The following is a 24,345-nucleotide window of genomic DNA, read 5'->3' as shown; positions in this document are numbered from 1 at the left end:
ATGGGCGATCTCGGCGGGCGCGCGCGCGCCGCCGCCCGCCTGGTCGCGCTCGCCTCGGCGGCAAAACGCGACGCCGCGCTCATTGCGATGGCAGACGTCCTGCGCGCAAGCGCGGCGGATATCCTCGCAGCGAACGCGCTCGATATCGCCGACGCCAAGGCCAATGGCCAGAACCCCGCCTTCATCGACCGGCTGCTGCTCGACCGGCCCCGCCTCGACGGCGTGGCCGAGGCCGTCGCTTCCGTGGCCGCCCTGCCTGATCCGGTCGGCCGTGTGCTGGCGAACTGGACGCAGCCCAACGGCTTGCGGTTCGAGCGTGTCGCAACGCCGCTCGGCGTCATCGCGGTGATCTTCGAAAGCCGCCCCAATGTCACAGCCGATGCCGGCGCGCTCTGCCTGAAGAGCGGCAACGCCGCGATCCTGCGCGCCGGCTCCGACAGTTTCCGCACCTCGTCTGCGATCGCTGCTGCCCTGCGCCAGGGGCTGGAGGCGGCGGGTTTGCCTGCCGACGCGATCCAGCTCGTGCCGACCCGCGACCGCGCAGCGGTCGGCGAAATCCTCAAGGGGCTCGACGGCCATGTCGACGTCGTCGTGCCGCGCGGCGGAAAAAGCCTCGTCGCCCGCGTCCAGAGCGACGCTCGCGTGCCGGTCTTCGCCCATCTTGACGGCAACTGCCATGTCTATGTCCATGCCAGCGCCGGTCTCGCCATGGCCCGCGACATCACCCTCAACGCCAAGCTGCGCCGCACCGGCGTCTGCGGCGCGGCCGAGACCCTGCTGGTCGACGAGGCCTGCGCGGCGACGCATCTGAAACCGCTGGTGAGCGCCCTGCTCGACGCCGGCTGCGCCGTGCGCGGCGACGCCGCGACGCAAGAGCTCGACGCCCGCGTCAGCCCCGCGACCGAGCAGGATTGGGCGACGGAGTTCCTCGACCGCATCATCGCGGTGAAGCTCGTCGCCGGGCTCGACGCCGCGATCGAGCATATCGAGCGCTACGGCTCGCATCATACCGAGGCGATCGTCGCCAACGATGCGCAGGCCGCCCGGCGCTTCCTCGCCGAGGTCGATTCGGCAATCGTACTGCACAATGCCTCGACCCAGTTCGCCGATGGCGGCGAATTCGGCTTCGGCGCCGAGATCGGCATCGCGACCGGCCGCATGCATGCGCGCGGGCCGGTCGGCGTCGAACAGCTCTGCTCGTTCAAATACCGTGTCCATGGCGACGGCCAGATTCGTTCGTGACGCAGAATCTCGCCGTGAGCAGCGACCATCTGCGGCTGCCGCCCCATGCGCCAGGCCTGCGCATCGGCCTGTTCGGCGGCAGCTTCAACCCGGCCCATGACGGCCACCGCATGGCGAGCCTGACCGCGCTGCGCCGGCTCCAGCTCGACCGCGTCTGGTGGCTGGTGACGCCCGGCAACCCGCTCAAGGACAACGCCGCCCTGCCGCCTTTGGCTGAGCGCGTCGCCTTCGGGCGCGAGATCGCCGACCATGCCCGCATCCATGTCACCGGAATCGAGGCGCGGCTGCGCACCCGCTACACCGCCGACACGCTGCGCGCGCTGAAGCTGCGCTGCCCCGGCGTCCACTTCGTCTGGCTGATGGGCTCGGACAATCTCGCCAGCTTCCATCACTGGAACGAGTGGCGCGCGATCGCCCGGATGATGCCGATCGCGATCATCGACCGGCCGGGCTCGACCCATAGCTCCGTCGCCTCGCCCGCCGCCAACTGGCTCTCACGCTGGCGGATTTCGGAAAGCCAGGGCGCCGCGCTCGCCGGTGCGAAGCCGCCGGCCTGGATCTTCCTGCACGGCCGCCGCTCCGGGCTCTCCTCCACGCAATTACGCGAACAGGCCGAAACCGATTGAATTTTAGCCTCGCTGAGCGTAATTTGACCACGTCGCGCTGTGAGCGCGTCGTGATCGAGAGGATACGGAACTGAACCGTTCAACCCTTGGTGAAGCCGAGCCCAAGCCGCTTCCCCAGGCCGCTGTGTCGGAAAACCCATCCGCCGACAGCGTAGCCCTCGCATTGCATGTTCTCGAAGAGATGAAGGCCGAAGACGTCACCGTCATCGACCTCGTCGGCAAGACCTCACTGGCTGACGCGATGATCATCGCGTCGGGCCGGGTGAACCGTCATGTCGCCTCCATCGCCGACAGCCTGGTCGAAGCCCTCAAGGCGTCGGGCCTGCCCACGCCCAAGGTCGAGGGCATGCCGGCCTGCGACTGGGTGCTGATCGACACCGGCGACATCATCGTCCACGTCTTCCGCCCGGAAGTGCGCCAGTTCTACAATCTCGAGAAGATGTGGGGCGCCGACAGGCCCAACGAGCGCCTCGTCAGTTAAGGCAGCGAGACGCGCGCCGTTGCGCCTCGCCATCATCGCCATAGGCCGGCTCAAGGACGGGCCGGAACGTGAGTTGTGCGAGCGCTACCGCGAGCGCGCGCTGGCGCTCGGGCGCGGGCTGGGCTTGTCCGGCCCCGAGATCGTCGAGCTCGCCGAGAGCCGCGGCCGCCGGCCCGATGAGCGCAAGCGCGACGAGGCCCAGGCCATCACCGCCAAACTCGCGCCCGGGCTGCTGATCGCGCTCGACGAGCGCGGCCGCAGCCTGAGCAGCGACGCCTTCGCGGCCAGGATCGCCACTGCGCGCGATGCCGGCACGGCGGCGGCCAACCTCGTCATCGGCGGCGCGGACGGGCTCAGCGACGAGATCCGCGACCGGGCCGATCTGACGATCGCCTTCGGGGCCTTGACCATCCCGCACCAGATCGTGCGCGCGCTGGCGCTCGAACAGCTCTACAGAGCCATGACGATCATCGCCGGACACCCCTATCATCGCGCATGAGACTATTCCGGCCCCTGATTCGCGGATGTCGCAGCCCGGCCCGCTCGTGGCATCGAGGCATGCCATCGGATAAAGGCTTCCGCGCATCCTGCAGGCTGGCCCGCAAAGCCTTTGCTGGCCTGTCACTGGCCCTGTTCATCGCCTCTCTCCCAGCCGCCGCTCAATCCCCCGACCCCGAGCAATTGACCCGCGAGGCACAGGCCAAGCAGGTCGAGAAACAGGCCCGCGAGGCCGAGCTCAAGGCCATCGAGGAGCGCCTGGCCGGCAATGTCGAGGCGCGCGGCAGGCTGGAGGCGGAGATCGCCGGCATCCGCGCCGACCGCGCCGCCCTCAACAAGGCCCTGCTCGAGGCGACGCAGCGCACCCAGGCCGTCGAGCGGCGCATCGGCGCGATCGAGGACAGGCTGGGCCTGCTGCAATCCAGCGAAGCGGCGATCCGGCGTTCGCTCGAAGGCCGGCGCGGCTTGATCTCCGAAGTGCTGGCGGCGCTGCAGCGCATCGGCCGGCGTCCGCCGCCGGCGGTGCTGGTGAGCCCGGAGGATATTCTGGAGGCGGTGCGGGCCTCGATGCTGCTGGGCGCGGTCGTGCCCGATCTGCGCCAGGAGATCGAGATCCTGGGTTCCGATCTCGGCGAACTGGTGCGCCTGCGCGAGAACATCACCGGCGACCGCAAGGCGATCAGCACCGAATTGGAAGGGCTGGCGACGGAACGCCAGCGCCTGGCCTCGCTGATCGAAGCCAGGCGCGAGCGCGAGGCGGGCGCCGCACGCGACGTCGAGGAGCAGCGCAGCGTCAGTGGCGAGCTCGCGGCGCAGGCGCGCTCCCTGCGCGATTTCGTCGAACGCATGGAAAAAGAGATCTCGACGGCCAATCGCGCCGCCGAGACCGCGCGCCAGGCCCTCGAATCGGAAACCCGCGAGCAGCGCCAGCGCATGGCCGCACTCGCCTTCAAGGACCCCGCACGGCTCGCGCCCAAGATCGCCTTCGCCGAGGCACGGGGCTTGCTTCCCCTGCCGGCGGCGGGATCACAATTGCGTGGTTTCGGCGAAAGTGACGGCGCAGGCGGCACGACGCGTGGAATATCTGTGAGTACGCGCCCCAACGCCCTAGTTTCGGCGCCTTCGGACGCTTGGGTGGTTTATGCGGGTCCCTTCCGCTCCTTCGGGCAACTCTTGATCCTGAATGCCGGCGGGGGGTACTATCTGCTGCTGGCCGGAATGCAGCGCATCGACGTATCGCTGAATCAGTTCGTCCTCGCGGGAGAACCGGTTGCGGTGATGGGCGAAACGTCGGAAGCTGCCGCGACGATCGTAGGTTCTGGAACCGGGCAACCGGTTCTTTATATAGAGTTCAGAAAAGACGGCGTTTCGGTCGATCCGACGCCGTGGTGGACGAAACCGCAAGGCGAAAAGGTTCGCGGATGATGCGCAAGGTTTCCCTCGTTTTCGCCGGTGCGGTCATGGGCGCCGGCCTGACCGGTCTGGTCACCCAGACAAAGCTGTTCACCTCGACCAGCGCGGTCGCGGCCTCCGCCGAGGTTTATCGCAGTCTCAACCTGTTCGGTGACATCTTCGAGAAGATCCGCACCGATTATGTCGAGAAGCCGGATGAACAGAAGCTGATCGAAGCCGCCATCAACGGCATGGTCTCCTCGCTCGATCCGCATTCGGGCTATCTCGACGCCAAGAGCTTCCGCGACATGGACACCGACATGCGCGGTCAGTTCGGCGGGCTCGGCATCGAAGTGACGATGGAGGACGGCGTCCTCAAGGTCGCCAAGCCGATCCGCGACACGCCCGCCTCCAAGGCCGGCATCCTCTCCAACGACATCATCCGCCAGATCGACGGCGACGAGGTCAAGGGCCTGAGCCTGACCCAGGCGGTCGAGAAGATGCGCGGTATCATCAACACCCAGGTCAAGCTCAAGATCGAGCGCCCGGGCAAGACCGATCCGCTCGAATTCACCCTGACCCGCACCACCATCGTGGTGCCGGCTGTCGAGGAACGCGTCGAAAACGACGTCGGCTATATCCGCATCGGCACCTTCAGCGAGCAGACCTATGACGGCCTGCGCAAGGGCATCGAGAAGGTCAACAGCGAGATCGGCAAGGACAAGATCAAGGGCTACGTCATCGACCTTCGCAACAATCGCGGCGGCCGTCTCGACCAGTCCGTGCTGGTCTCCAACGCCTTCCTCGAGCGTGGCAAGATCGTCTCGACGCGCGGCCGCAACGCCGAGGAGACCCAGGTCTTCAACGCCAAGCCGGGCGGCGACCTGACCAAGGGCAAGCCCGTCGTCGTGCTGATCAACGGCTCCTCCGCCTCGGCGGCCGAAATCGTCGCCGGCGCGCTGCAGGACCATAAGCGCGCGACCATCATGGGCACGCGTTCCTTCGGCAAGGGCTCGGTCCAGACCGTGATCCCGCTCGGCGCCAATGGCGGCCTGCGCCTGACCACGGCGCGCTACTACACGCCGTCGGGCAACTCGATCCAGGCCAAGGGCATCACGCCCGATGTCGAGGTCGCGCAGGAGATCCCAGCCGAGCTCAAGGACAAGCTCGGCGAAAGCAAGGGCGAGGCCTCCCTCAAGGGCCATCTCAAGACGGTCGACGGCAAGGAAGAGCAGTCCGGCTCGGCCTCCTACGTGCCCAACGATCCGTTGAAGGATACGCAGCTGATCGCGGCACTCGACCTGCTGCGCGGCGTCAAGAAGGACGCCGCCGCACCCGCGCCGACGCCGGCCCCCGAGGCGCCGAAGCCGAACTGAGCACGGGAGACGCGCCGCCCGGCACTCGACGCGCGGCTCGCCACACGACAAGACTAGGCGCGCGGGCCGTTGATTCGGGCCGCGCGATCATGCTGCCGGGAACCGGACTCGCTCTCGGGGACCGGCATGCTTGCTTAAAGTCTTTGCTCTCTTAGCTGAGGACGGCTGCCCTTGGCCGGAACGCCGCTCACCGAGCTCAATCGGCCGCTCGGCCAGAATCGCCCCGCGCCTCATGGCAAACCATGGGGCCTTTGGCTTGCCATGGGGGCAAGCGGCGCTGTGGGCCTTGCGGTCATCGCTCTCCTGCTCCTCATCGCGACGCGCCGCGATCCCGATGGCGGCGAGCCGATGGCGACGGCGCTGATCGAAAAGCGTAGCCCCCAATCGCAAGCCTCATCGTCCGCTCCGACGACTTCCACTCCGGAACTCCGGACCCAGGCCAGCGCCAGTCAGCTAGAAACCGAAGCCGGCGTGACCGTGGTGCGCCCGGGCGCAGGCGCGGAAGCGCCTGGCTCGATCGTCATCACCATTCCCGACAGCCCTGCGACGATAAAGCTCGCCCCCTCCCCCGACAGCCGGCTGGTCGAGCGCACGCGCTACGGCCTGCTGCCGAAGACCGGCCCCGACGGCGCGACGCCCGCCCAGATCTATGCCCGCCCGCTCGGGCCGCAGCCCACGACCAAGCCGGCAGGGCGGATAGCCCTCCTCGTCGGCGGCCTCGGCATCAGCCAGAGCGGCACTGCCGACGCCATCGCCAAATTGCCGGGCGCGGTGTCGCTGGCCTTCGCGCCCTATGGTCCGGAGCTGGAGCGCACGGTCCAGCGTGCGCGCGGCGAGGGCCACGAGATCTTCCTCCAGGTGCCGATGGAGCCGTTCGACTATCCCGACAACGACCCTGGCCCGCAAACCCTGCTGACCGGCCCGAAGGCGGCTGAGAATATCGACCGGCTGCAATGGGTGCTCGGGCGCTTCACCGGCTATGTCGGCATCGTCAATTTCCTCGGCGGGCGCCTGACCGCGGACGACGCCGCGCTCTCGCCGATCCTGCGCGAGATCTCCGGACGCGGGCTCATCGTCGTCGATGACGGCTCCTCCTCGCGCAGCCTGCTCGCGACCTCGGCCACGCGCGCCCAGATCCCGGCGATGAAGGTCGATCGCGTCATCGACACGGTCGCCCGGGCCGACGCGATCGACAAGGAACTCGCCATGCTGGAAGCGCTGGCGCGCGAGCAGGGCATCGTCATCGCCTCGGCGAGCGCCCTGCCCGTCTCGATCGAGCGGATCGCGCGCTGGGCCCAGTCGCTCGAGGCCAAGGGCATCCTCGTCGTGCCGGTCAGCGCGGCGCGCGGCTTCCGAAACCCGTCCTCGACAGGCTCTCTGCGATGATCGCTTCCCCACCCAAGGGCTATCGACCTTGCGTCGGCCTCGCGCTGTTCAATAGGCAGGGCCTCGTCTTCATGGGACGGCGCGCCAATCGCAGCCTGCGCGAGCATGTCGCGGAAGGCCATGAATGGCAGATGCCGCAGGGCGGCATCGATGCGGGCGAGACGCCGCTCCAGGCGGCGAGGCGCGAGTTGCAGGAGGAGACCAACGTCACCTCCGCGACCCTGCTCGCTGAGGCGCCCGGCTGGCTCAGCTACGACCTGCCTGTCGATATCGGCAAGGAGGCCTGGAGGGGGCGCTGGCGCGGCCAGGCACAGAAATGGTTCGCCTTCCGCCTCGACGGCCCTGATGACGAGATCAATACGCTTACCCCCGCCGGCGGCCACAAGGCCGAGTTCGACGCCTGGCGCTGGGAGAAGCTGGAGCGGACGCCTGCCTTGATCATCCCCTTCAAGCGCGAGGTCTATCTTGAGGTCGCGACATTGTTTGCGCCCTTCGCCAAACCTTAGAGCATCGCTCCGAAAAGCAGAGTCCGGTTTTCGGAAGAAGTCGATGCAAACTCAAAGAGTTACAGCGTCGGACCGATACTGTAACGGTTGCGCCTCCAGCTCAATCCCCCAATTCTCCTTCCCCTTGGGCACATCCGCGTTAAATTGAGCCGACGAATGATTCGCCCGCCGGGCCTGCCCCGACGCGGCTGTCATGAAACCCACATGCAGCGGGGTGACGCTCTAGGAATGGTTGATTCGGTCAGCAGATTGCACGCCGCCGTCCTCGCAGCACGTTCGCGCGATCCCGCCTTTTCGCGCACCGCCAAGCTGCTCGGCGAAGGCATGCCGAAAATGGCCAAGAAGGTCGCCGAGGAGGCCGTCGAGGTCGGGCTCGAAGCCGTGCAGGGCGACCGCCGCCGCACCATCCTCGAAAGCGCCGACCTGATCTATAATCTGGTGGTGCTCTGGAGCGAGATCGGCATCGCGCCCGACGATGTCTGGCGCGAGATCGACCGCCGCGAGCAGCTCTACGGCATCGCCGAGAAGCTGCCTAAGGGCCGCCCGATCAAGCTCGCCCAGCAGATCGACGTGGGCTGACGGCCGGTCCCACCTCTCGCCGTCATCCTGGGCTTCGCCCTCGGGTCCGATCTTCGATCGGCCCAAGGATAAACTCCGCGAAGTCCCGGGATCCATCGTAGAGCTCCGGAGCCCTCCGATGGATCCCGGAGCTGCGCCGCTTACGCGGCTTGTCCAGGATGACGACGAGGTTCGTTCGCCCTTTCCGGATAGATCAGCTCAGCATCCGCGTATCGCCGCAGACCGAGACCTCCTGGCCCGAGATCGTCTTGCCGAAGGGCGAGGCCAGGAAAACGATCTGCTTGGCGATGTCGTTTGGATCGACGAAGCGCTTGATCGAGACGCCGGCAAAGAGCCGCGCCGCCATCTCGTCATGCGAGATATTCATGCTGCGCGCCTTGTTGGCGATGACGCTCTGGATGCGCGCGCCGTCGACCAGCCCCGGGCAGATCGCGTTCGCCCTGATGCCGAACTCGCCGAGTTCGGCGGCCAGCGCCTTGGTGAAGCCGATCACGCCCCATTTCGCCGCCGCATAAGGCGAGCGCAAGGGAAAGCCGTGCTTCCCCGCCTGGCTCGACAGGTTGACGATGCTGGCGTTGGCGGACTGCTTGAGATGCTCCACCGCAAGCCGCGTGCAGTTGAACTGGCCGGTCAGGTCGATGGCGACGCAAGCGTCCCAGTCCGCCGGATCGATCTCATCGACGCGGCCTGTCGGCCCGGCGATGCCGGCATTGTTGACCAGGCAGTCGAGCCCGCCCAACGCCGCCAGCGCCTCCCCGAACATCCCGCCCACGGCCTTGCGGTCGGAGACGTCGCAGACCGATTGCGTGATCGCCGGGTCGCTTTGCGCCATCGCGGCCAGCCCATCACGATCGACGTCGCAGATATGCACCTTCGCTCCCTCGGCTGCGAAGGCGCGCGCCGTGGCGCGCCCGATGCCGCCCGCGCCGGCGGTGACGAGCACGCGCAAGCCCTCGATCTGCAAATCCATGACGCTTCCTTCCCTGTGCTGCGGGCTCGCTGGTGGAATCAAGCTGGTGGAATCATTCCGATTCCTTGAGCTGCCCTGTCTGTTCGATATGTGCCGCTGCCGCGCCGATGTCGGCTTCCAGCGCCGCCCGCGCTGCCGCCGCGTCGCCGCGCCGCAGGGCCGCGAGCAGCTTCTCATGCTCCTGCATGGCGCGGCCGCCCTTGAGCCGGCGCGGCTCGTGACGCATGTCGAGATTGAGGATCGGCCCAGCCTTGAGCCAGAGCCGCTCGATCATCTCGACCAGGCTCGGCATGCCCGCCGCCTCGTAGAGGGCGAAATGCAGGTCGCGATTGGCGGCGACCGCGCCGGCCGGGTCCGGCGCCTCGGCGCTTGCGGCCTGCCGGAAGGCGGCCTCATGCGCCGCGATCCGGGCGAGCTGGTCCAGCGTCACCTTGCGCGCCGCCTCCTCGGCGGCGAAGCCCTCGACGACCAGCCGCAATCGCGTCAGCTCCCGGAACTGTGCCAGCGTCAGCACCGGCACGCGCACCGCCCGCCCCGGCAGAACCTCGAGCGCCCCGTCGGCAGCGAGCCGGCTGACCGCCTCGCGCACCGGCATCATCGAGACGCCGAGCGCCTCGGCGACACGGCGCAGCGACAATTTCTCGCCCGGCGCGAGACGGCCTGCGACCAGGAGCGCACGCAATTCGGTGGTGACCCGCTCGCCCAGGGTCTCGCGCGCCAGCGTGCCAACCTCCTCCAGTGCCCAGGGATCGCGCGGTATCTCCGCCGCATTGGGCGCATCATCGGCCACGGCAGCGGCAGGAACGGGCGAGGGCTGGACATGGCCAATCATGTCTGCCAACCTAACTGTGATCACAGATCACGACAAGCGGCTCCAAGACCGCGACTTCAAAAAGACCACGGCTCGACAATCCAGCGCAAAGCGCGGAACCGTTCTGGGAGGAACGCCTATGACAGATCGACAGCCATCGAAATTCCGCGTCTCGCGCCGTCAAGCGCTGGTCGGCCTCAGTGCGGGCGCAGCGACCGGGCTGATCGCCAGCCCCTCGCTGATCCTGGCGCAGACGCCCGACGCCATCCGCTACGGGCATCTGACGCCGCGCACCGGCTTCCTCGGCCCGCTCGGAGAGTACGGCGTGATGGCGGTCGATCTCGCAGTCGAGGAGATCAACGCGGCCGGCGGCGTCAATGGCCGCAAGCTCGAGGTGTTGAAGGAGGATTCGGTCAATCCGCAGACCGCCTCGACCAAGGCCGAGCGCATGATCGAGCGCGACAAGGTCGCCTGTATCCTCGGCGAGATTTCCTCCGCCTCCTGCCTGACGATCTCGCAGGTCGCGGCCCGCAACAAGACGCTCTTCGTCAATACCGGCGGCAATTCCGACGCGCTGCGCGGCGAAAGCTGCAACCGCTACATGTTCCATGTCGAGCACCAGAACTCGATGTATGTGAAGAGCTGCGGCCGCTCGCTGATGGCGCAGGGGCTGGTCAAGGGCAAGAAGTGGTTCTCGCTGACCGCCGACTACGCCTTCGGCCATGACCTGCTCAAGGTCGCCAAGCGCTTCATGGAGGCCAATGGCGGCCAGTTCGCCGCCAACAAGCTGGTGCCGACCGACGCGACCGACTTCTCGGCGCTGCTGATCGAGATCCGCGCCGCAAAGCCCGATTTGGTGATCTCCAACCTCGCCGGCAACCAGATCACCAATTTCCTGAAGCAGTATTCCGAGTTCGGACTGAGCTTCCCGGTCGCCGGCTTCGGCTTCGACACGGCGCTCGCCTGGGCCGCGGGCAAGGACAATTTCGGCGGCGTCTGGCCCTGCGTCTGGCATCACCTGATCGACACGCCCGAGACCAAGAAGTTCGTCGCGGCCTTCACCAAGAAATACGGCAAGCCGCCGGAGAACCAAGCCTGGGGCGACTACATGGCCGTGAAGATCATGGCCCAGTCGATGAACGAGCTGAAGAGCACGGACACCGCAAAAATCCTCGAATATTGGGAGAAGGGCGCGAAGTTCGACGTGATGAAGACGCGACCCGGCTATTTCCGCGCCTCCGACCACCAGCTCATGAGCGAGATGTACACGATCACCGCCCTGCCGGCGGCGCAGGTGAAGAACCAGTGGGACCTCTTCACCTCATCGCCGCCGGTGCCTGGCCCGAGCGAGGATCTCGAAGTCATCGCCACCCAGGGCGACGAGGCCGTCTGCAGGATGAGTTGAGATCGATCAACAACCTCACCGTCATCCTGGACAAGCGGCGCAGCCGCGCAGCTCCGGGATCCATCCTAGAGCGCCACCGCCCTTCGATGGATCCCGGGACGCCCTCCGGGCGCCCAGGATGACGGGGTGGCTCCTTGCGTCATCCCGTTTCGCCTTAACCGCTGAACGAAAGCCAACCCTTGCTCACCCTCTTCATCCAGCAGGTACTGAACGGGCTGCTCGACGGGGTCTATTATCTCCTGATCGCGCTTGGCCTGTCCCTGATCTTCTCGCTCGGCGGCATCGTCAACCTGGCCCATGGCGCCTTCTACGCCATCGGCGCCTATCTCACGATCGTGCTCGCGCCCCATATCGGCTTCGGCGGCGCGATCATCGCCTCGCCGCTGCTGGTGGCGCTGATCGGCATCGTCGTCGAGCGCGGCCTGTTCCAGCGCTTCTACCGCTCTGACCCGATCCTCTCTCTGCTCCTGACCTTCGGCCTCGCCATGGTGGCGGAGCAGTCGCTGCGCATGATTTTCGGCGCGCCACCGCTCTCCTTCTCGATTCCCGCCGCATTGCGCGGCCAGATCTTTCTCGGCGAGTTCATCTATTCGCGCTACCGCGCCTTGCTCTTGCTGATCGCAGCGACTTGTGTGCTCGGCCTCTGGTTCCTGCTCCAGCGCACCGCCTTTGGCCGCGTCGTGCGCGCCGGCGTGCAGAACCCCGACATGGTCGGCGCGCTCGGCATCTCGCTGCAGCCCTATATGGTCGCGGTCGCCGGCCTCGGCATCGGGCTTGCGGGGCTCGCCGGTGTCCTGCTGGCGCCGATCTATTCGATCCATCCCGCCATGGGCCAGGAGATCATCACGCCGGCCTTCGTCGTCGTCGTCATCGGCGGCTTGGGCTCCTTCTGGGGCGTCGTGGTGGCCGCGCTGATGGTCGGCCTGGTCAAGGGCATCACCATCGGGCTTGGGCTTACGCAATGGTCGACCGCCGTGATCTATCTGATGATGCTGCTCGTTCTGCTGTTCAGGCCCCGTGGCCTGTTCGGCGAACGCATCCAGCGCTTCGAGTGAGGGACGCCATGACACCCTCCCAGCGCGACTATGCGCCGCTCCTGATCGCGGCAGCGGGCCTCCTCGCCTTGCCCTCCCTGATGCATGCGATCGGGCTCGGCACCACCTCGGCGACCGAAATCGTCGTCTTCGCCATCGCCTGCATGGCGCTGAACATCCTGGTCGGCACGACCGGGCTCGTCTCCTTCGGCCATGGCGCCTGGTTCGGGCTTGCCGCCTATGCCGCAGGGCTGGTGCAGCGCAACTGGTTCCCCGGCCAGTTCGCCTTGCCGATCCTGCTCGCGATCGCCTTTGTGGCGCTCATCGCCTTCGCCTTCGGGGCGCTGATCCTGCGTCGCAAGGGCGTGTATTTCTCGCTGCTGACGCTGGCGCTCGCCGCGATGACCTATTCCGTCGCCTTTCGCTGGACAGCAGTGACCGGCGGCGAGGATGGCTTGGGCGGCATCAAGCGCCCGCTCTTCCTCGGCATCGATTTCGAGGCGGCCCTGCCCTTCTACATGCTCGTCGCCACCATCGGCATGGTGGTGGTCTTCGCGCTCTGGCGCTTCCAGCGCTCGCCGGTCGGCACCGTTCTGGTCGCGATCCGCGAGAACGAACAACGCGCCCGTTTCCTCGGCTATGCGACCGACCGCTACAAGCTCGCCGCCTTTACGCTCTCGGCCGGGCTGACCGGGCTTGCCGGCTCGCTCCTGCTGTTCAACAACCGCATGACCTCGGCCGACCCGATCTCGGTCGCCTTCTCCGGCGAATTGCTGGCCATGGTCGTCATCGGCGGCATGCGCTCCTTCCTCGGGCCGGCGCTGGGCGCGCTCTTCTTCGTCATCTTCCGCGACTATCTCTCGAGCGCGACCGAAAACTGGCTGTTCTGGTTCGGTCTGCTCTTCGTCGCCTTTATCGTCTTCTCCCCGACCGGTCTCGTCGGCGTTGGAGAGCGTATGCTGCGCCCCTTCCGCAAGCAGCTTGATGGCGATGCGGCGATGTCGGCCCGCCAGGCCGGCGCGGTGACGCTGCCGGCCTTCATGAAACCCGCAGACAGCGTCGATGGGCCGATCCTGCGCGCAACCGGCCTCGCCAAGAGCTTTGGCGGCATCAAGGCTGTCGAGGGCGTCGACATCACGATGCAGGACCGCCGCCTGCATGCGCTGATCGGCCCCAACGGCGCCGGCAAGACCACGGCCTTCAACCTGATCTCAGGCCTGTTCAAGCCCGATCGCGGAGAGGTCCGGCTGCGCGAGCGCCAGATCGCCGGGCTCTCGCCCGAGGCGATCACCCAGGCCGGCATCGGGCGCGCCTTCCAGATCACCAACCTGTTCCCGACGCTCACGGTCGCGGAGAATGTCCGGCTTGCCGTGCAGGCACGCTCAGGCGCGCGCTTCGCGCCTTGGCGCGCCGCCTCCTCGCTGGCGCAGGTCAATGACGAGACCAGCCAGGTCATCGACACCATGGGCCTGCGCGGAATCGAGGGTGCGGAAGCGGGCTCGCTCAGCTATGGCGGCCAGCGCCTGCTCGACATGTCGCTGGCACTTGCGACCAAGCCGCGCGTGCTGCTGCTCGACGAGCCCCTGGCCGGCCTGGCCGCCGCCGAACGGGAACGCGTCGGCAATCTGATCAAGTCGATCTCGATCGATTTGCCCGTGCTGCTGGTCGAGCACGATATCGACCGCGTCTTCGCCATCGCCGACCACGTCACCGTCATGAACGAGGGCTCGGTGCTGGTCGACGGCACCGTCGAGGATGCGCGTTCATCGCCGCGCGTGCAGGAGGTCTATATCGGCTCGGGCGCGCATGCACTCGCCGAAAAGCCGCGCGAGAGCGCGGCGCGCGAGGCCGTGCTGCTCGGGCTCGACGGCGTCGACACCTATTACGGCAAGAGCCATATCCTGCGGCAGGTCGCCCTCGACGTGCATGAGAACGAGATCGTCGCCTTGCTTGGCCGCAACGGCGCCGGCAAATCGACCCTGCTCAAGACCATCACCGGCATCGCCCCGCCGGCGGCCGGCACGATCACGCTCGCAGGCTCCGATATCGCCAGGCAGCCGCCAGCCGTGATCGCGCGCGCCGGCATCGCCTATGTGCCGCAAGGACGCGGGCTTTTTGCCGGCATGAGCGTCAAGGACAATATGGAACTCGGCCGGCTCAAGCGCCTGACCGGCAATGGTTCGCATTGGGACGACGACAAGATCTTCGCCTTCTTCCCGCGCATCAAGCAGCGCTGGCATTCCCCGGCCGATTACCTCTCGGGCGGCGAACAGCAGATGGTGGCGGTCGCGCGCGCGCTTTCGGGCGACACCCGCGTGCTGCTGCTGGACGAGCCCTTCGAGGGCCTGGCGCCGGCCGTCGTCGAGGAATTGTTCGAGGCCTTCGACAAGCTGAGACAGGAGATCGCGATCGTGATCGTCGACCATCATCTCGATCTCGCTTTGGCATTGTCTGACCGCACCGTCGTGCTGGAGCGCGGCGCGGTCGTCCACACCGGCCCCTCGCGCGCCCTCAGCCAGGATCTGGCGCTGCGCCGGCAGGTGCTGTGGCTGTGATGCTGCACCTTTTGCCACCAGCAGCCCTCATCCTGAGGAGCCGCGAAGCGGCGTCTCGAAGGATGCTCCAGGAGGTTCCGGAGACTGCTGAAGCATCCTTCGAGACGCGTTCCTGCGGAACGCTCCTCAGGATGAGGGCTGAGGATTTCAAGCGTATTCCGAAGGATCTCCCCGCATGACAAAGATCGCCATCGTCGGCTCCGGCCTGATCGGACGCGCCTGGGCCACCGTTTTCGCCAGCCACGGTTTCGAGGTCGCGCTGCATGACGTCGCGCCGGGCGCGGCCGAGGCGGCCCGCGCCCATATCGCGACCAATCTCGATGAGCTCGCCAGCCACGGCCTCGTCGACGATCCCAAGGGCTCGGCTGCCCGCATTCGCGTCGCCACCGGTCTCACGGACGCGCTGGCCGGCGCCGAACTCGTCCAGGAGAACGGACCGGAGACGATTGAGGCCAAGCAGGCGCTCTTCGCCGAGATGGACGGGCTCGCGGCGCCCTCGACCATCCTCGCCTCCTCCACCTCCTTCATCATGGCCTCCGTCTTCAGCGAGAACCTCGCAGGTCGCGCCCGCTGCCTCGTCGCCCATCCGGTCAACCCGCCCCATCTCGTGCCGATCGTCGAGCTCGCGCCCGCGCCCTGGACCGATCCTGCGATCGTCGCCCGCGCCAAGACGCTCTATGAGCAGGCCGGCCAGGTGCCGATCACGCTGCGTAAGGAGAAACCCGGCTTCGTGCTCAACCGCCTCCAGGCCGTGCTGCTGGCGGAAGCCTTCCGCCTCGTCGGCGAAGGGGTGGCGAGCGCCGAGGATGTCGACAAGACGATCCGCGACGGGCTCGGCCTGCGCTGGTCCTTCATGGGGCCGTTCGAGACGATCGAACTCAATGCGCCCGGCGGCATTCCCGATTATTGCGCCCGCTATGCCGAGTCTCTGAACCGCATGGTCAAATCGTCCGAGGGCCTCGGCAACCCGTTCGGGGAAGACACCGTCGCCGAGGTCATGCGCGAATGGCCCGGTACGCAATCTCCCGAGCGCGTCAAGCGCCTGAGCGACTGGCGCGACACCCGACTTGCAGCCCTGCAGGCGCATAAGCGTACGGCGAGCCGCAAGCCGACATGAACGCGATACATCCCACAGCCCTCATCCTGAGGAGCCGCACAGCGGCGTCTCGAAGGATGGTCCAGGAGGCGCCGGGAACCACTGGAGCATCCTTCGAGACGCAGCCTCCGGCTGCTCCTCAGGATGAGGGCTGAGTTTCAAGAAACCCGGATCACTTCAATCGACAGGAGCCAGACCATGGCGAAGAACCGCAAAGTCATCATCACCTGCGCGGTCACCGGCGCGATCCACACCCCCTCCATGTCGCCCTATCTGCCGGTGACGGCCGACGAGATCATCGAGGCGGCGGTCGGCGCGGCCGAGGCCGGTGCGGCGCTGGTCCATCTCCATGCCCGCAACCCGGTAACCGGCCAACCCGACCAGTCGCCGGCAGCCTTCGAGCCCTTCCTGAAGGTCATCAAGCAGCGCTCCAACGCCGTCATCAACATCACGACCGGCGGTGCACCGACCATGGGCATCGAGGAGCGGCTCGGCCCTTGCGCCCATTTCAAGCCCGAGGTCGCCTCGCTCAATATGGGCTCGATGAATTTCGGCCTCTACCCGATGCTGAACCGCTTCAAGGACTTCAAGCATGATTGGGAGCGGCCCTATCTCGAAGGCTCGAAGGACCGCATCTTCAAGAACACCTTCCAGGACATCGAGAACATCCTGACCACCTGTGCGGAGAACGGCACGCGTTTCGAGATCGAGTGCTACGATATTGGCCATCTCTACACGCTGGCGCATTTCGTCGACAAAGGCTTGGTCAAGCCGCCCTTCTTCGTCCAGTCGGTCTTCGGCATCCTCGGCGGCATCGGCCCGCATCCCGAGGATGTCATCCATATGAAGCGCACCGCCGACCGGCTCTTCGGCGACCAGTATCACTGGTCGGTGCTCGGCGCCGGCCGCCACCAATTGCCAATCGCGGCGATGGCGGTCTCGATGGGTGGAAACCTGCGCGTCGGCCTGGAGGATTCGCTCTGGCTCGGGCCGGGACAGCTGGCGAAATCCAACGCCGACCAGGTCCGCGCCGCCCGCATGATCATCGAAGGCCTCGGCCTCGAGGTCGCGACGCCCGAGGATGCCCGCGAGGAGTTGCAGCTCAAGGGCGCCGACAAGGTCAATTTCTAGAGCGCGCTCCGCCCCTTGCCCCGGCAGGCCGCATTGCCCTGCCGGGACGCCTTCGCAAGCGAGGCGCCCGGCCCTGGCTGGCAGGCTTGTCCACATGGCAGAGAGCCGGCGTCATTTCAGGGTTGCCAAGACGAACGAGAGCGGCTATCTCCGCGCCATCGGGTCGGCACGCCTCGCGCTGCTTGCTCCGGTACGCGCCCGTAGCTCAGCTGGATAGAGCATCAGACTACGAATCTGAGGGTCAGAGGTTCGAATCCTTTCGGGCGCGCCATTCTTCCCAAGGACTTAGCATTGGTCCTGGGATATGCAGCGACGGCGTTAAACCTCGCTGTCCACATGCTGTCCAACTTGCAAGGCTTCTGCGCCGGTTCGACTTGAGCAACGTCGCAATGCGGCTGTGAACAAGATTGTTCGCCCACTCGAAGCTCTGCGAAGGATCGGCAAACTCGATCTCGCGCACCCAAGATCGTCTGTCGGGAAGGGAACTATGTGGGGGGCCGCAGAGGGCCAAGACCGCTCTCGCCCTTAGGCTTGCTGCCCGGAACCCGACGCTCCCGCCTTCGCCGGCTGAAGCCCGTTTCCCGCCCTGCGCGGCAGGCCCCTCCCCGCTGACTGCAGCTTGCAAGCCGCTTGACATCGAAGATACAATTATCATTATCGATATTGATGAATGCATCCCTTCCCAGCCAGATCCCAAGGCCACGCGACGTGGTCTACGAGTCGCTGAAGCGACAGATCATGATCAATGATCTGCGCCCCGAGAGCGCTTTGACCGAACTCGGCATGGCGCGCGAGCATGGCTGCAGCCAGGGCACGATCCGTGAAGCCCTCTTCCGCCTGCAGGAGGACGGGCTCGTCACCCGCTCCGGCCATCGCGGCACCATGGTCACCCGGCTCGACCCCGAGGAGGCGGAGGAAATTCTGGCCTTGCGTCGCCGCATCGAACTCCGCGGCGCATTGCGGGCGGTGCAGCATGTCGATAGCGGCAATTTGGAGCGTCTGCACGCCATCCAGACCGATATGGACGCGGCCGCCGCCGCCGGCGACGAATATGCCCTGATCGCGCTGGACATGGCTTTCCACCTGACCATCTTCCGGCTCTCCGGGCTGGACGCGCTCGAACAGATCCTGACCCGCTGCACGCTGCATTCGCATCGCTCGAAGCTCTGGGCGCCGGGGCATCGCCGCCCGCTGGTCGAGACAGCCGCTCGCCATCGGGCGCTGTTTGCATTGCTCGAGGCCCGTGACGGTGGCGGCTTGTCGCGGGCGATCGCAGAGCACATCGACACCATCGTCCTGCGCGACGGAGAAGCCTGATGCAGCCCTGGATCGATCCACAGATGGAGGCGATTCTGGAGCGCATGCGCACCGGTCCGGCCTTCGATTTCCGCACGGCGCCGATCGCCGCGGCGCGCGCGACCGTCGATGCCGCGGCACGACCCTGGAACGAAGGCGCTCCAGCCATCCCGGCGCGCGATCTTGCCATTCCCACCGCGGGCACCGCCATGCGCGCGAGGCTTTATCAACCCGAAGCCGCACCGGTGTCCGCCGTCATCGTCTATGCCCATGGCGGTGGCTGGACCTTCGGCTCGGTCGAGACCCACGACGGCACCATGCGCCATCTCGCGGTCGCAGCGGGCTGCGCTGTCCTCGGCGTCGATTACAGGCTCGCGCCCGAACACCCCTTCCCCGCGCCGCTCGACGATCTCATAGCCGCCATCGCCTTCGTGGAGCAGGGCGGCCTGGGCAAAGCCATTCCCGCCGGCGGAATCGCCGTGGCAGGCGATTCCGCCGGCGCCAATCTGGCGCTTGCGGCGCTGTTGCGCCGGCGCGACGAAGGCCTGCCGTCCCTCTCGGCCGCAGCGCTGTTCTATGGCTGCTACGAGCCCGATTTCTCGACACCGAGCCATGCGGCCTTCGGCGGCGGTGACTACCTGCTCACCAGCGCGAACATGCGCTGGTATTGGAACAATTTTCTCGGCGGCGAGCCCGATGGAACGCTGAGCCTAGCCGCTCCCGTCCGGTCGAATCTCACGGACCTGCCACCGCTCTATCTCTCCGCCGCGGGGCTCGATCCGCTGCGCGACGACACGATCGAGCTAGCGCGGCGCCTCAGCGAAGCCGGGGTGCCCTTCCGTTTCGACCACGTTCCCGGCGTCGTGCATGGCTGCCTGCGCATGAGCCGGGAACTCACTGCGGCCGCCGCCATGCTCACGGCCGGCGGTCGCTACCTTGCCGACCACCTCAACGATAAAAAAACCGGAGGAAACCAACCATGGAACGCAGGACTTTCATCAAGTTAGCGGGCGCAAGCGCACTGTCCATCCCGCTTACCGCCCCTCTCGCCCGCCCCGCCATCGCTCAGGGCGCAACGACCGTGCGCTGGTGGTATCATTTCGACAATCCGCAGCATTCGCCAGCTGAACTCGTCGCCAAGTTCGAAGCCGAGAATCCCGGTATCAAGGTTCAGGCCGAGAGCATTCCCTGGGGTGGCGGCAACGACTACCAGACCCGCCTCTTCGCTGCGCTCGTCGCAGGCAACGGTCCCGATTGCGCCATGGTCCGCCTGTCCTGGGCCGCGCGCTTCCAGCAGATGAAGGCGCTTGCACCGATCGACGACCTGATCGCCGGCTGGGCCGGGCGCAGCGACATCGCCGACAACATTTGGAAGCTCAACAAGGGCGCCGACGGCAAGCAATATTACCTGCCGCTGCAATATGTCGTGCTCTATCTCTACTACCGGCAGGATCTGTTCGAGCAGGCGGGCCTGAAACCGCCCGCGACCTTCGAGGATTTCCGTAGCGCGGCCAAGGCATTGACCAAGGCCGACGTCTCGGGCTTCGGCCTGCGCGGCGGCAGCGGCGGCTTCGACCATTGGGGGCCGTTCGTGCTCGGCGGCGGCGCCAGCTTCGACAAGGGCGGCATGCTCAGCGAAAAAGCGCTCGCTGCCAATCGCTGGTTCGTCGATCTCACGCTCAAGGACAAGGTCGTGCCAGCCTCAGCCCCGACCGACAGCTTCCGGCAGATCGTCGACAGCTTCAAGGCGGGCCGCACCGCCATGACCATCCACCATGTCGGCTCGGCGAACGAAATCGTCGGCGTGCTCGCCGACAAGGTCTCGGCCGTGCCGGTGCCACGTGGCCCGGACGGCAAGGGCTGGACCTATTTCGGCGACGAATCCAACGCCGTCTTCGCCGTCAGCAAGGCGCGCGAGGCCGCCTTCAAATGGTGCGCCTTCCTCTCCACCGCGGAGAACAACGTGGTGCTCAACAAATTCACCGGACAATTGCCGATCGCGTCCTCGGCGGCAAAGGACTGGACGCTGCATCCCAAGCGCTTCGTCGACGCCAGCGCCGCCTCGCTGCCCTTTGCAGCGTCATTGCCGGATTCGCCGAAGACGCCGGACTTCATCGCCCGGATCTGGCCGGCCAACATGCAAAGGGCGCTGCTCGGCCAGATCCAGCCCGACGAAATGATGCGTGCGATCGAGCAGCATTTCCATGGCTGACGCGACTGGCGGCGACCGGACGGCCGGCCCCCGCCCCTTGCCCTCGTTTCGACAGGTTCGCATCGTGGCTTCGCTTACCACCACGGACAGAGGCAGGCCGCCCCTTGGGCGCGGCTCGATGCCATTCTGGTTCCTGCTCCCAGCCATTCTGATCACGGCAGGCGTCGTGCTCGTCCCCGTCGCGCAGACGGCCTGGCTCAGCCTGCAGGACTACCTGCTCTACGACCCTGACAATGCCCGCTTCGTCGGGCTCGGCAACTTCGCCAGGATCGCCCGCGACGAGGTCTTCTGGATCTCCCTCAGTCAATCCTTCGTCTGGATCACCGGCGTCGTCGGGCTGCAGTTCCTGCTTGGGCTCGTCGCGGCCCTGCTGCTCAATCAGAGCTTCTGGTGGCGCGGCTTGGCGCGGTCGCTCGTCATCATCCCCTGGGCGCTGCCGAGCGTCATCATCGGGCTGATGTGGACCTGGATGTACGACTTCAACCTCGGCATCATCAACGACATCGCCTTGCGTCTTGGCCTGATTGCGGCGCCGATCGCCTGGCTGGCGCGGCCCGATACCGCGCTCTACGCCATCATGCTGGCGCTGATCTGGCAGGGCTTTCCGTTCTTCGCTGTAACGATCCTCGCGGGACTGCAGACCGTGCCGGCTGAACTCTACGAGGCGGCCGAGATCGACGGCGCCACGGCGCGCCAGCAATTGTTCTACGTGACCCTGCCCGCCATCGCCGACGTGATCGCGACCGCGCTGCTGCTGCGCACGATCTGGGTGGCGAATTCGCTCGACGTCATCCTGGTGATGACCGGCGGCGGGCCGGGCTATGCCACGCATACCTTGCCGCTCTACGCCTTCCTGCGCGCTTCGAGCAGCATGGAATTCGGCTATGGCGCGGCGCTGGCGCTGATCCTGACCGCGATGCTGCTGGCGGTCGTCGTGCTTTATGTCAGGCGCGCGGCGCGGGGCATCGAGACATGATCGAACGCCGCTCTTATGCCCGGCGCGTGCTGGAGGTCGAGCTTCCCGTCCTGCTGATCGTCCTGTTTGCGCTTGGCCCTTACGCCTGGATGATCCTGACCTCGCTGAAGCCCCAAGTCGAACTCTCGGCCTGGCCGCTGAACTACTGGCCGCGCCAGGCAACGCTGCAGCATTACAACGACCTAATCGCGCGCACGAGTTTTGCCAGCAGCCTGGGCAACAGCCTGATCATCGCGATCGGCGCCAGCCTGCTCGGCCTCGGCGTCAGCATTCCGGCGGCCTATGCCTTCTCGCGCTTCCGCTTTCGCGGTCGGCAGATGCTGCTCACCGGCTTCCTGGTCATCAACATGTTCCCGGTCGTGCTGCTGATCATCCCGCTCTTCCTGATGATGCGGCGGCTCGGTCTGATCGACAGTTTCCTCGGCGTTATCCTGGGCCATTCGACCTTCGCGATCCCCTTCGCGATCTGGATGCTGACGAGCTATTTCAACGCGATCCCCAAGGATCTCGACGAGGCCGCGACGATCGACGGCGCCAGCCGCTTACAGACCATCCGACTGATCATCCTGCCCCTGGTGATGCCCGGCGTCGCGACGGCCGGCATCTACATCTTCATCACCTCCTGGAACGAATATCTCTTCGCCATGATGCTCTCGGGCCAGGCAGTGCGCACCGTCACGGTCGCGCTGCAGCTCTTCATCGGTGAATTCACCATCCAGTGGGGCCTTCTCACGGCCGGCGGCACGTTGATCGCGCTGCCGGTGACCTTCCTCTTTCTCCTCGTGCAAAGGCGGCTCGTGGGCGGACTCACGGCCGGAGCGGTGAAATCATGATGACGAATTCCATCGGGGTCATCTCGATGTTCTATGCGCGGCCCTTCGCGCGCGAGCATTTCGACTGCTTCCAGCGGATCAAACGGGCCGGAGCCGATGTCGTCGAGCTCCTGGTTCCCGAGCCGGGTGAGCTCGACCTCGCCGAGACCCGCGCGGCAATCAGGGACGCCGGCCTGTCCTGCGTGCTGGCCGCCCGGGTCAATCTCACCCGCGACCTCGCCAGCGCCGAGATCGGCGCTCACAAGGCCGGCATCGCCTATCTGGACGCTTGCGTCGATATCGCCGCCGCCTTGGGCGCGACCATCGTCGGCGGCCCACTCTATGGCGCTCCGCTGGTCTTCGCTGGTCGGGCGCCCGCCCCCGTCGATGCGAGCGAACGCAAACGCCGCATCGACGCCATCGTCGCGGGGCTCGCGCAAGCCGGCCGGCGCGCCGCCGATTCCGGCATCCAGCTCGGCGTCGAACCGCTCAACCGCTTCGAGACCGATATCTGCAACACGACCCGCCACGCGCTCGAAATCGTCGAGCGCGTCGGCAGCTCCGCTGTCGGCGTAATGCTCGACACCTTCCATATGAACATGGAGGAATTCGATCTCACTGATGCCATTCGCAGAGCCGGATCGAAGCTCGTGCATTTCCAGGCCAACGAGAACAACCGCGGCTTCGTCGGCTCCGGCCATATCGACTGGCCCGCGATCACACGAGCCCTGCGCGACGTCGCCTATCGCGGGCCGATCGTGCTCGAACCCTTCCGGCGCAGCGATGAGCGGGCCGGCACGCCGCTCGCCCAATGGCGCGCGCCGACAGAAAACGAGGACGAGCCGCTGGCCGCCAGCATCGCCTTCCTCAAGGCCGCGCTCGCCTTCGCCGGGAGGACGGCATGACAGGTTCCAAGACAGGCGCATTTCCCAAGACAGGCGCATTGCGTATCGGTTGGGTCGGCTGCGGCACCCATGCCAACGAGATGCTGCTGCCGCAATTGACGCGGCATGATGTGGAAGTCGTCGCGCTCTGCGACACGGATGAAGCGCGGCTGAACGCAACCGGCCGGCGCTATGGCGTCTCCGAGGCCAGCCGTCTGCGCGACTGGCGCGACCTGCTCGCGCGCGATGATCTCGACGCCGTCGGGCTTGCCGTCGGCCCCGGCCTGCATCACGAGATCGGGCTCGCCGCGATCGTGCGCGGCCTGCCGCTTTTCATCGAGAAACCGCCGGCGCCGACGGCCAAGCAGGCCGCCGAGCTGGCTGAAGCCGCGGCGCGACGCAAGGTACCGGTCGTGCTTGGCTTCATGAAGCGCTACTCGACGGCCAATCGCATCGCGGCGAATGTCATCGGCTCGACGGAGTTCGGGGAAACGGCGAGCTTCCTCGGGCAGTACATGACCGCGCCAAGCTATTTCGCCAAGGATCCGGACTATTCCGGCTTTTATCTGCATCATTGCGTGCATTATTTCGATCTGGTGCCGCATTTGATGGGGCAGGTCGCCTCGGTCGGCGCAAGGCGGCACGAATTGGCGCCGGGCAAGCTGCTGCTCCATGTCGATTTCCGCTTCGCCAATGGCGGCATCGGCACGCTCGTTATGGGTACGCACCAATCGCGTGGCACGCCGATGGAATGGTGGCAGGTCATGGGTGATCATGCCCGCGTCGAGGTGCGCAACCTCCACGAGGTCCGTTATTTCCGCAATCCGCCCTTCAAGGTCTCGAAACCCGAGGCGAGCCTGATCGACGGGCAGGATACGCTGGTCTGGGAGCCAAATTTCACGGCCGCGGCCAATGAAGATCACAAGGGCTATCACGCCCTGCTCGGCGACTTCGTCCGGGCCGCGCGGGGCGAAACCACCGCGGCACCGAACGCAGCGGATGGCGCCGCAGCCATGGCCCTGCTCGAACGGACCATCGCGGCTTCTGAATAGGCGCAACGTCAGTTCTGGAAGCGAG

23 protein-coding genes and 1 tRNA gene are annotated in these 24,345 nt (G+C 66.5%); 22 read left to right on the top strand and 2 right to left on the bottom strand.

Going from position 1 to position 24,345, the window contains the following annotated elements:
• The 9 genes from RMR04_RS04820 to hisE all read left to right on the top strand — a co-directional run bounded on the left by RMR04_RS04820 (nt 1) and on the right by hisE (nt 8,086).
• Nucleotides 1-1,242, top strand: a complete 1,242-nt coding sequence (locus RMR04_RS04820) for a glutamate-5-semialdehyde dehydrogenase (RefSeq protein WP_410492314.1) — start codon at nt 1-3, stop codon at nt 1,240-1,242.
• Complete coding sequence (locus RMR04_RS04815) at nt 1,239-1,868, top strand: nicotinate-nucleotide adenylyltransferase (protein ID WP_311913268.1); 630 nt, start codon at nt 1,239-1,241, stop codon at nt 1,866-1,868. Before RMR04_RS04820 ends, RMR04_RS04815 begins: the two co-directional genes overlap by 4 nt.
• A gap of 181 nt (nt 1,869-2,049) precedes the next feature.
• Nucleotides 2,050-2,349 (top strand): ribosome silencing factor, encoded by a 300-nt coding sequence (gene rsfS / locus RMR04_RS04810; protein WP_069694060.1) that lies wholly within the window; start codon nt 2,050-2,052, stop codon nt 2,347-2,349.
• A gap of 19 nt (nt 2,350-2,368) precedes the next feature.
• On the top strand, nt 2,369-2,848 hold the full coding sequence (gene rlmH, locus RMR04_RS04805; protein ID WP_311913267.1) for a 23S rRNA (pseudouridine(1915)-N(3))-methyltransferase RlmH: 480 nt from the start codon (nt 2,369-2,371) through the stop codon (nt 2,846-2,848).
• A 59-nt stretch (nt 2,849-2,907) separates the two neighbouring features.
• Complete coding sequence (locus RMR04_RS04800) at nt 2,908-4,272, top strand: murein hydrolase activator EnvC family protein (RefSeq protein WP_311913266.1); 1,365 nt, start codon at nt 2,908-2,910, stop codon at nt 4,270-4,272.
• On the top strand, nt 4,272-5,615 hold the full coding sequence (locus RMR04_RS04795) for a S41 family peptidase (RefSeq protein WP_311913265.1): 1,344 nt from the start codon (nt 4,272-4,274) through the stop codon (nt 5,613-5,615). Before RMR04_RS04800 ends, RMR04_RS04795 begins: the two co-directional genes overlap by 1 nt.
• 171 nt (nt 5,616-5,786) lie before the next feature.
• Nucleotides 5,787-7,001 carry a divergent polysaccharide deacetylase family protein gene (locus RMR04_RS04790; RefSeq protein ID WP_311913264.1) on the top strand — a complete coding sequence of 405 codons (1,215 nt, stop codon included), beginning with the start codon at nt 5,787-5,789 and terminating at the stop codon, nt 6,999-7,001.
• Nucleotides 6,998-7,507, top strand: a complete 510-nt coding sequence (locus tag RMR04_RS04785; protein ID WP_311913263.1) for an RNA pyrophosphohydrolase — start codon at nt 6,998-7,000, stop codon at nt 7,505-7,507. Before RMR04_RS04790 ends, RMR04_RS04785 begins: the two co-directional genes overlap by 4 nt.
• A 228-nt stretch (nt 7,508-7,735) precedes the next feature.
• Nucleotides 7,736-8,086: a phosphoribosyl-ATP diphosphatase gene (gene hisE / locus RMR04_RS04780; protein ID WP_311913261.1), complete on the top strand. Its 351-nt coding sequence runs from the start codon at nt 7,736-7,738 to the stop codon at nt 8,084-8,086.
• A gap of 193 nt (nt 8,087-8,279) precedes the next feature.
• Here hisE and RMR04_RS04775 read toward each other — a convergent pair whose 3' ends face one another.
• Nucleotides 8,280-9,056, bottom strand: a complete 777-nt coding sequence (locus RMR04_RS04775) for an SDR family oxidoreductase (RefSeq protein WP_311913260.1) — start codon at nt 9,054-9,056, stop codon at nt 8,280-8,282.
• A gap of 52 nt (nt 9,057-9,108) precedes the next feature.
• Nucleotides 9,109-9,888, bottom strand: a complete 780-nt coding sequence (locus RMR04_RS04770) for a GntR family transcriptional regulator (protein WP_311913259.1) — start codon at nt 9,886-9,888, stop codon at nt 9,109-9,111.
• A 118-nt stretch (nt 9,889-10,006) separates the two neighbouring features.
• Here RMR04_RS04770 and RMR04_RS04765 point away from each other — a divergent pair, with 118 nt between their 5' ends.
• The 13 genes from RMR04_RS04765 (at nt 10,007) to RMR04_RS04705 (ending at nt 24,320) form a co-directional block, all read left to right on the top strand.
• Nucleotides 10,007-11,272: an ABC transporter substrate-binding protein gene (locus tag RMR04_RS04765; protein ID WP_311913258.1), complete on the top strand. Its 1,266-nt coding sequence runs from the start codon at nt 10,007-10,009 to the stop codon at nt 11,270-11,272.
• Between the two features lie 179 nt (nt 11,273-11,451).
• On the top strand, nt 11,452-12,327 hold the full coding sequence (locus RMR04_RS04760) for a branched-chain amino acid ABC transporter permease (RefSeq protein WP_311913257.1): 876 nt from the start codon (nt 11,452-11,454) through the stop codon (nt 12,325-12,327).
• A gap of 8 nt (nt 12,328-12,335) precedes the next feature.
• Nucleotides 12,336-14,861: a branched-chain amino acid ABC transporter ATP-binding protein/permease gene (locus RMR04_RS04755; RefSeq protein WP_311913256.1), complete on the top strand. Its 2,526-nt coding sequence runs from the start codon at nt 12,336-12,338 to the stop codon at nt 14,859-14,861.
• Nucleotides 14,862-15,036: 175 nt separating this feature from the next.
• Nucleotides 15,037-15,978 (top strand): 3-hydroxyacyl-CoA dehydrogenase, encoded by a 942-nt coding sequence (locus RMR04_RS04750; protein ID WP_311913255.1) that lies wholly within the window; start codon nt 15,037-15,039, stop codon nt 15,976-15,978.
• Nucleotides 15,979-16,155: 177 nt separating this feature from the next.
• Nucleotides 16,156-17,088, top strand: a complete 933-nt coding sequence (locus RMR04_RS04745; protein WP_311913254.1) for a 3,5-dioxohexanoate:acetyl-CoA acetone transferase — start codon at nt 16,156-16,158, stop codon at nt 17,086-17,088.
• 194 nt (nt 17,089-17,282) lie between these two features.
• Nucleotides 17,283-17,359, top strand: a tRNA-Arg gene (locus RMR04_RS04740).
• Nucleotides 17,360-17,826: 467 nt separating this feature from the next.
• The gene (locus RMR04_RS04735; RefSeq protein ID WP_311913253.1) at nt 17,827-18,405 is read left to right on the top strand and encodes a GntR family transcriptional regulator; all 579 of its coding nucleotides are present in this window, start codon (nt 17,827-17,829) and stop codon (nt 18,403-18,405) included.
• A complete protein-coding gene (locus tag RMR04_RS04730) occupies nt 18,405-19,391 on the top strand; it encodes an alpha/beta hydrolase (protein WP_311913252.1) in 987 nt (328 codons plus the stop codon). The genes RMR04_RS04735 and RMR04_RS04730 overlap by 1 nt, the downstream gene beginning before the upstream one ends.
• The gene (locus tag RMR04_RS04725; RefSeq protein WP_311913251.1) at nt 19,364-20,596 is read left to right on the top strand and encodes an ABC transporter substrate-binding protein; all 1,233 of its coding nucleotides are present in this window, start codon (nt 19,364-19,366) and stop codon (nt 20,594-20,596) included. The genes RMR04_RS04730 and RMR04_RS04725 overlap by 28 nt, the downstream gene beginning before the upstream one ends.
• Nucleotides 20,597-20,714: 118 nt before the next feature.
• Complete coding sequence (locus RMR04_RS04720) at nt 20,715-21,572, top strand: carbohydrate ABC transporter permease (RefSeq protein ID WP_311913250.1); 858 nt, start codon at nt 20,715-20,717, stop codon at nt 21,570-21,572.
• Entirely contained in the window at nt 21,569-22,405 is an 837-nt protein-coding gene (locus RMR04_RS04715) for a carbohydrate ABC transporter permease (protein ID WP_311913249.1), read from the top strand. The genes RMR04_RS04720 and RMR04_RS04715 overlap by 4 nt, the downstream gene beginning before the upstream one ends.
• On the top strand, nt 22,402-23,289 hold the full coding sequence (locus RMR04_RS04710; RefSeq protein WP_311913248.1) for a sugar phosphate isomerase/epimerase family protein: 888 nt from the start codon (nt 22,402-22,404) through the stop codon (nt 23,287-23,289). The genes RMR04_RS04715 and RMR04_RS04710 overlap by 4 nt, the downstream gene beginning before the upstream one ends.
• Entirely contained in the window at nt 23,286-24,320 is a 1,035-nt protein-coding gene (locus tag RMR04_RS04705) for a Gfo/Idh/MocA family protein (RefSeq protein ID WP_311913247.1), read from the top strand. Before RMR04_RS04710 ends, RMR04_RS04705 begins: the two co-directional genes overlap by 4 nt.
• Nucleotides 24,321-24,345: the final 25 nt, after the last annotated feature.

Source organism: Bosea sp. 685, from assembly GCF_031884435.1.
Taxonomy (GTDB): domain Bacteria; phylum Pseudomonadota; class Alphaproteobacteria; order Rhizobiales; family Beijerinckiaceae; genus Allobosea.
The sequence above is the reverse complement of the archived record's forward strand: the minus strand, read 5'-3'. Positions and strand labels throughout refer to the sequence as shown.

What these genes read in the sequence shown, in the direction of transcription:
- RMR04_RS04820 (WP_410492314.1), top strand. Translation starts at nt 1, where the DNA reads ATGGGCGATCTCGGCGGGCGCGCGCGCGCCGCCGCCCGCCTGGTCGCG.
- rsfS (WP_069694060.1), top strand. Translation starts at nt 2,050, where the DNA reads ATGAAGGCCGAAGACGTCACCGTCATCGACCTCGTCGGCAAGACCTCA.
- RMR04_RS04800 (WP_311913266.1), top strand. Translation starts at nt 2,908, where the DNA reads ATGCCATCGGATAAAGGCTTCCGCGCATCCTGCAGGCTGGCCCGCAAA.
- RMR04_RS04795 (WP_311913265.1), top strand. Translation starts at nt 4,272, where the DNA reads ATGCGCAAGGTTTCCCTCGTTTTCGCCGGTGCGGTCATGGGCGCCGGC.
- RMR04_RS04785 (WP_311913263.1), top strand. Translation starts at nt 6,998, where the DNA reads ATGATCGCTTCCCCACCCAAGGGCTATCGACCTTGCGTCGGCCTCGCG.
- hisE (WP_311913261.1), top strand. Translation starts at nt 7,736, where the DNA reads ATGGTTGATTCGGTCAGCAGATTGCACGCCGCCGTCCTCGCAGCACGT.
- RMR04_RS04775 (WP_311913260.1), bottom strand. Translation starts at nt 9,056, where the DNA reads ATGGATTTGCAGATCGAGGGCTTGCGCGTGCTCGTCACCGCCGGCGCG.
- RMR04_RS04770 (WP_311913259.1), bottom strand. Translation starts at nt 9,888, where the DNA reads ATGATTGGCCATGTCCAGCCCTCGCCCGTTCCTGCCGCTGCCGTGGCC.
- RMR04_RS04765 (WP_311913258.1), top strand. Translation starts at nt 10,007, where the DNA reads ATGACAGATCGACAGCCATCGAAATTCCGCGTCTCGCGCCGTCAAGCG.
- RMR04_RS04755 (WP_311913256.1), top strand. Translation starts at nt 12,336, where the DNA reads ATGACACCCTCCCAGCGCGACTATGCGCCGCTCCTGATCGCGGCAGCG.
- RMR04_RS04750 (WP_311913255.1), top strand. Translation starts at nt 15,037, where the DNA reads ATGACAAAGATCGCCATCGTCGGCTCCGGCCTGATCGGACGCGCCTGG.
- RMR04_RS04745 (WP_311913254.1), top strand. Translation starts at nt 16,156, where the DNA reads ATGGCGAAGAACCGCAAAGTCATCATCACCTGCGCGGTCACCGGCGCG.
- RMR04_RS04735 (WP_311913253.1), top strand. Translation starts at nt 17,827, where the DNA reads ATGATCAATGATCTGCGCCCCGAGAGCGCTTTGACCGAACTCGGCATG.
- RMR04_RS04730 (WP_311913252.1), top strand. Translation starts at nt 18,405, where the DNA reads ATGCAGCCCTGGATCGATCCACAGATGGAGGCGATTCTGGAGCGCATG.
- RMR04_RS04725 (WP_311913251.1), top strand. Translation starts at nt 19,364, where the DNA reads ATGGAACGCAGGACTTTCATCAAGTTAGCGGGCGCAAGCGCACTGTCC.
- RMR04_RS04720 (WP_311913250.1), top strand. Translation starts at nt 20,715, where the DNA reads ATGCCATTCTGGTTCCTGCTCCCAGCCATTCTGATCACGGCAGGCGTC.
- RMR04_RS04715 (WP_311913249.1), top strand. Translation starts at nt 21,569, where the DNA reads ATGATCGAACGCCGCTCTTATGCCCGGCGCGTGCTGGAGGTCGAGCTT.
- RMR04_RS04710 (WP_311913248.1), top strand. Translation starts at nt 22,402, where the DNA reads ATGATGACGAATTCCATCGGGGTCATCTCGATGTTCTATGCGCGGCCC.
- RMR04_RS04705 (WP_311913247.1), top strand. Translation starts at nt 23,286, where the DNA reads ATGACAGGTTCCAAGACAGGCGCATTTCCCAAGACAGGCGCATTGCGT.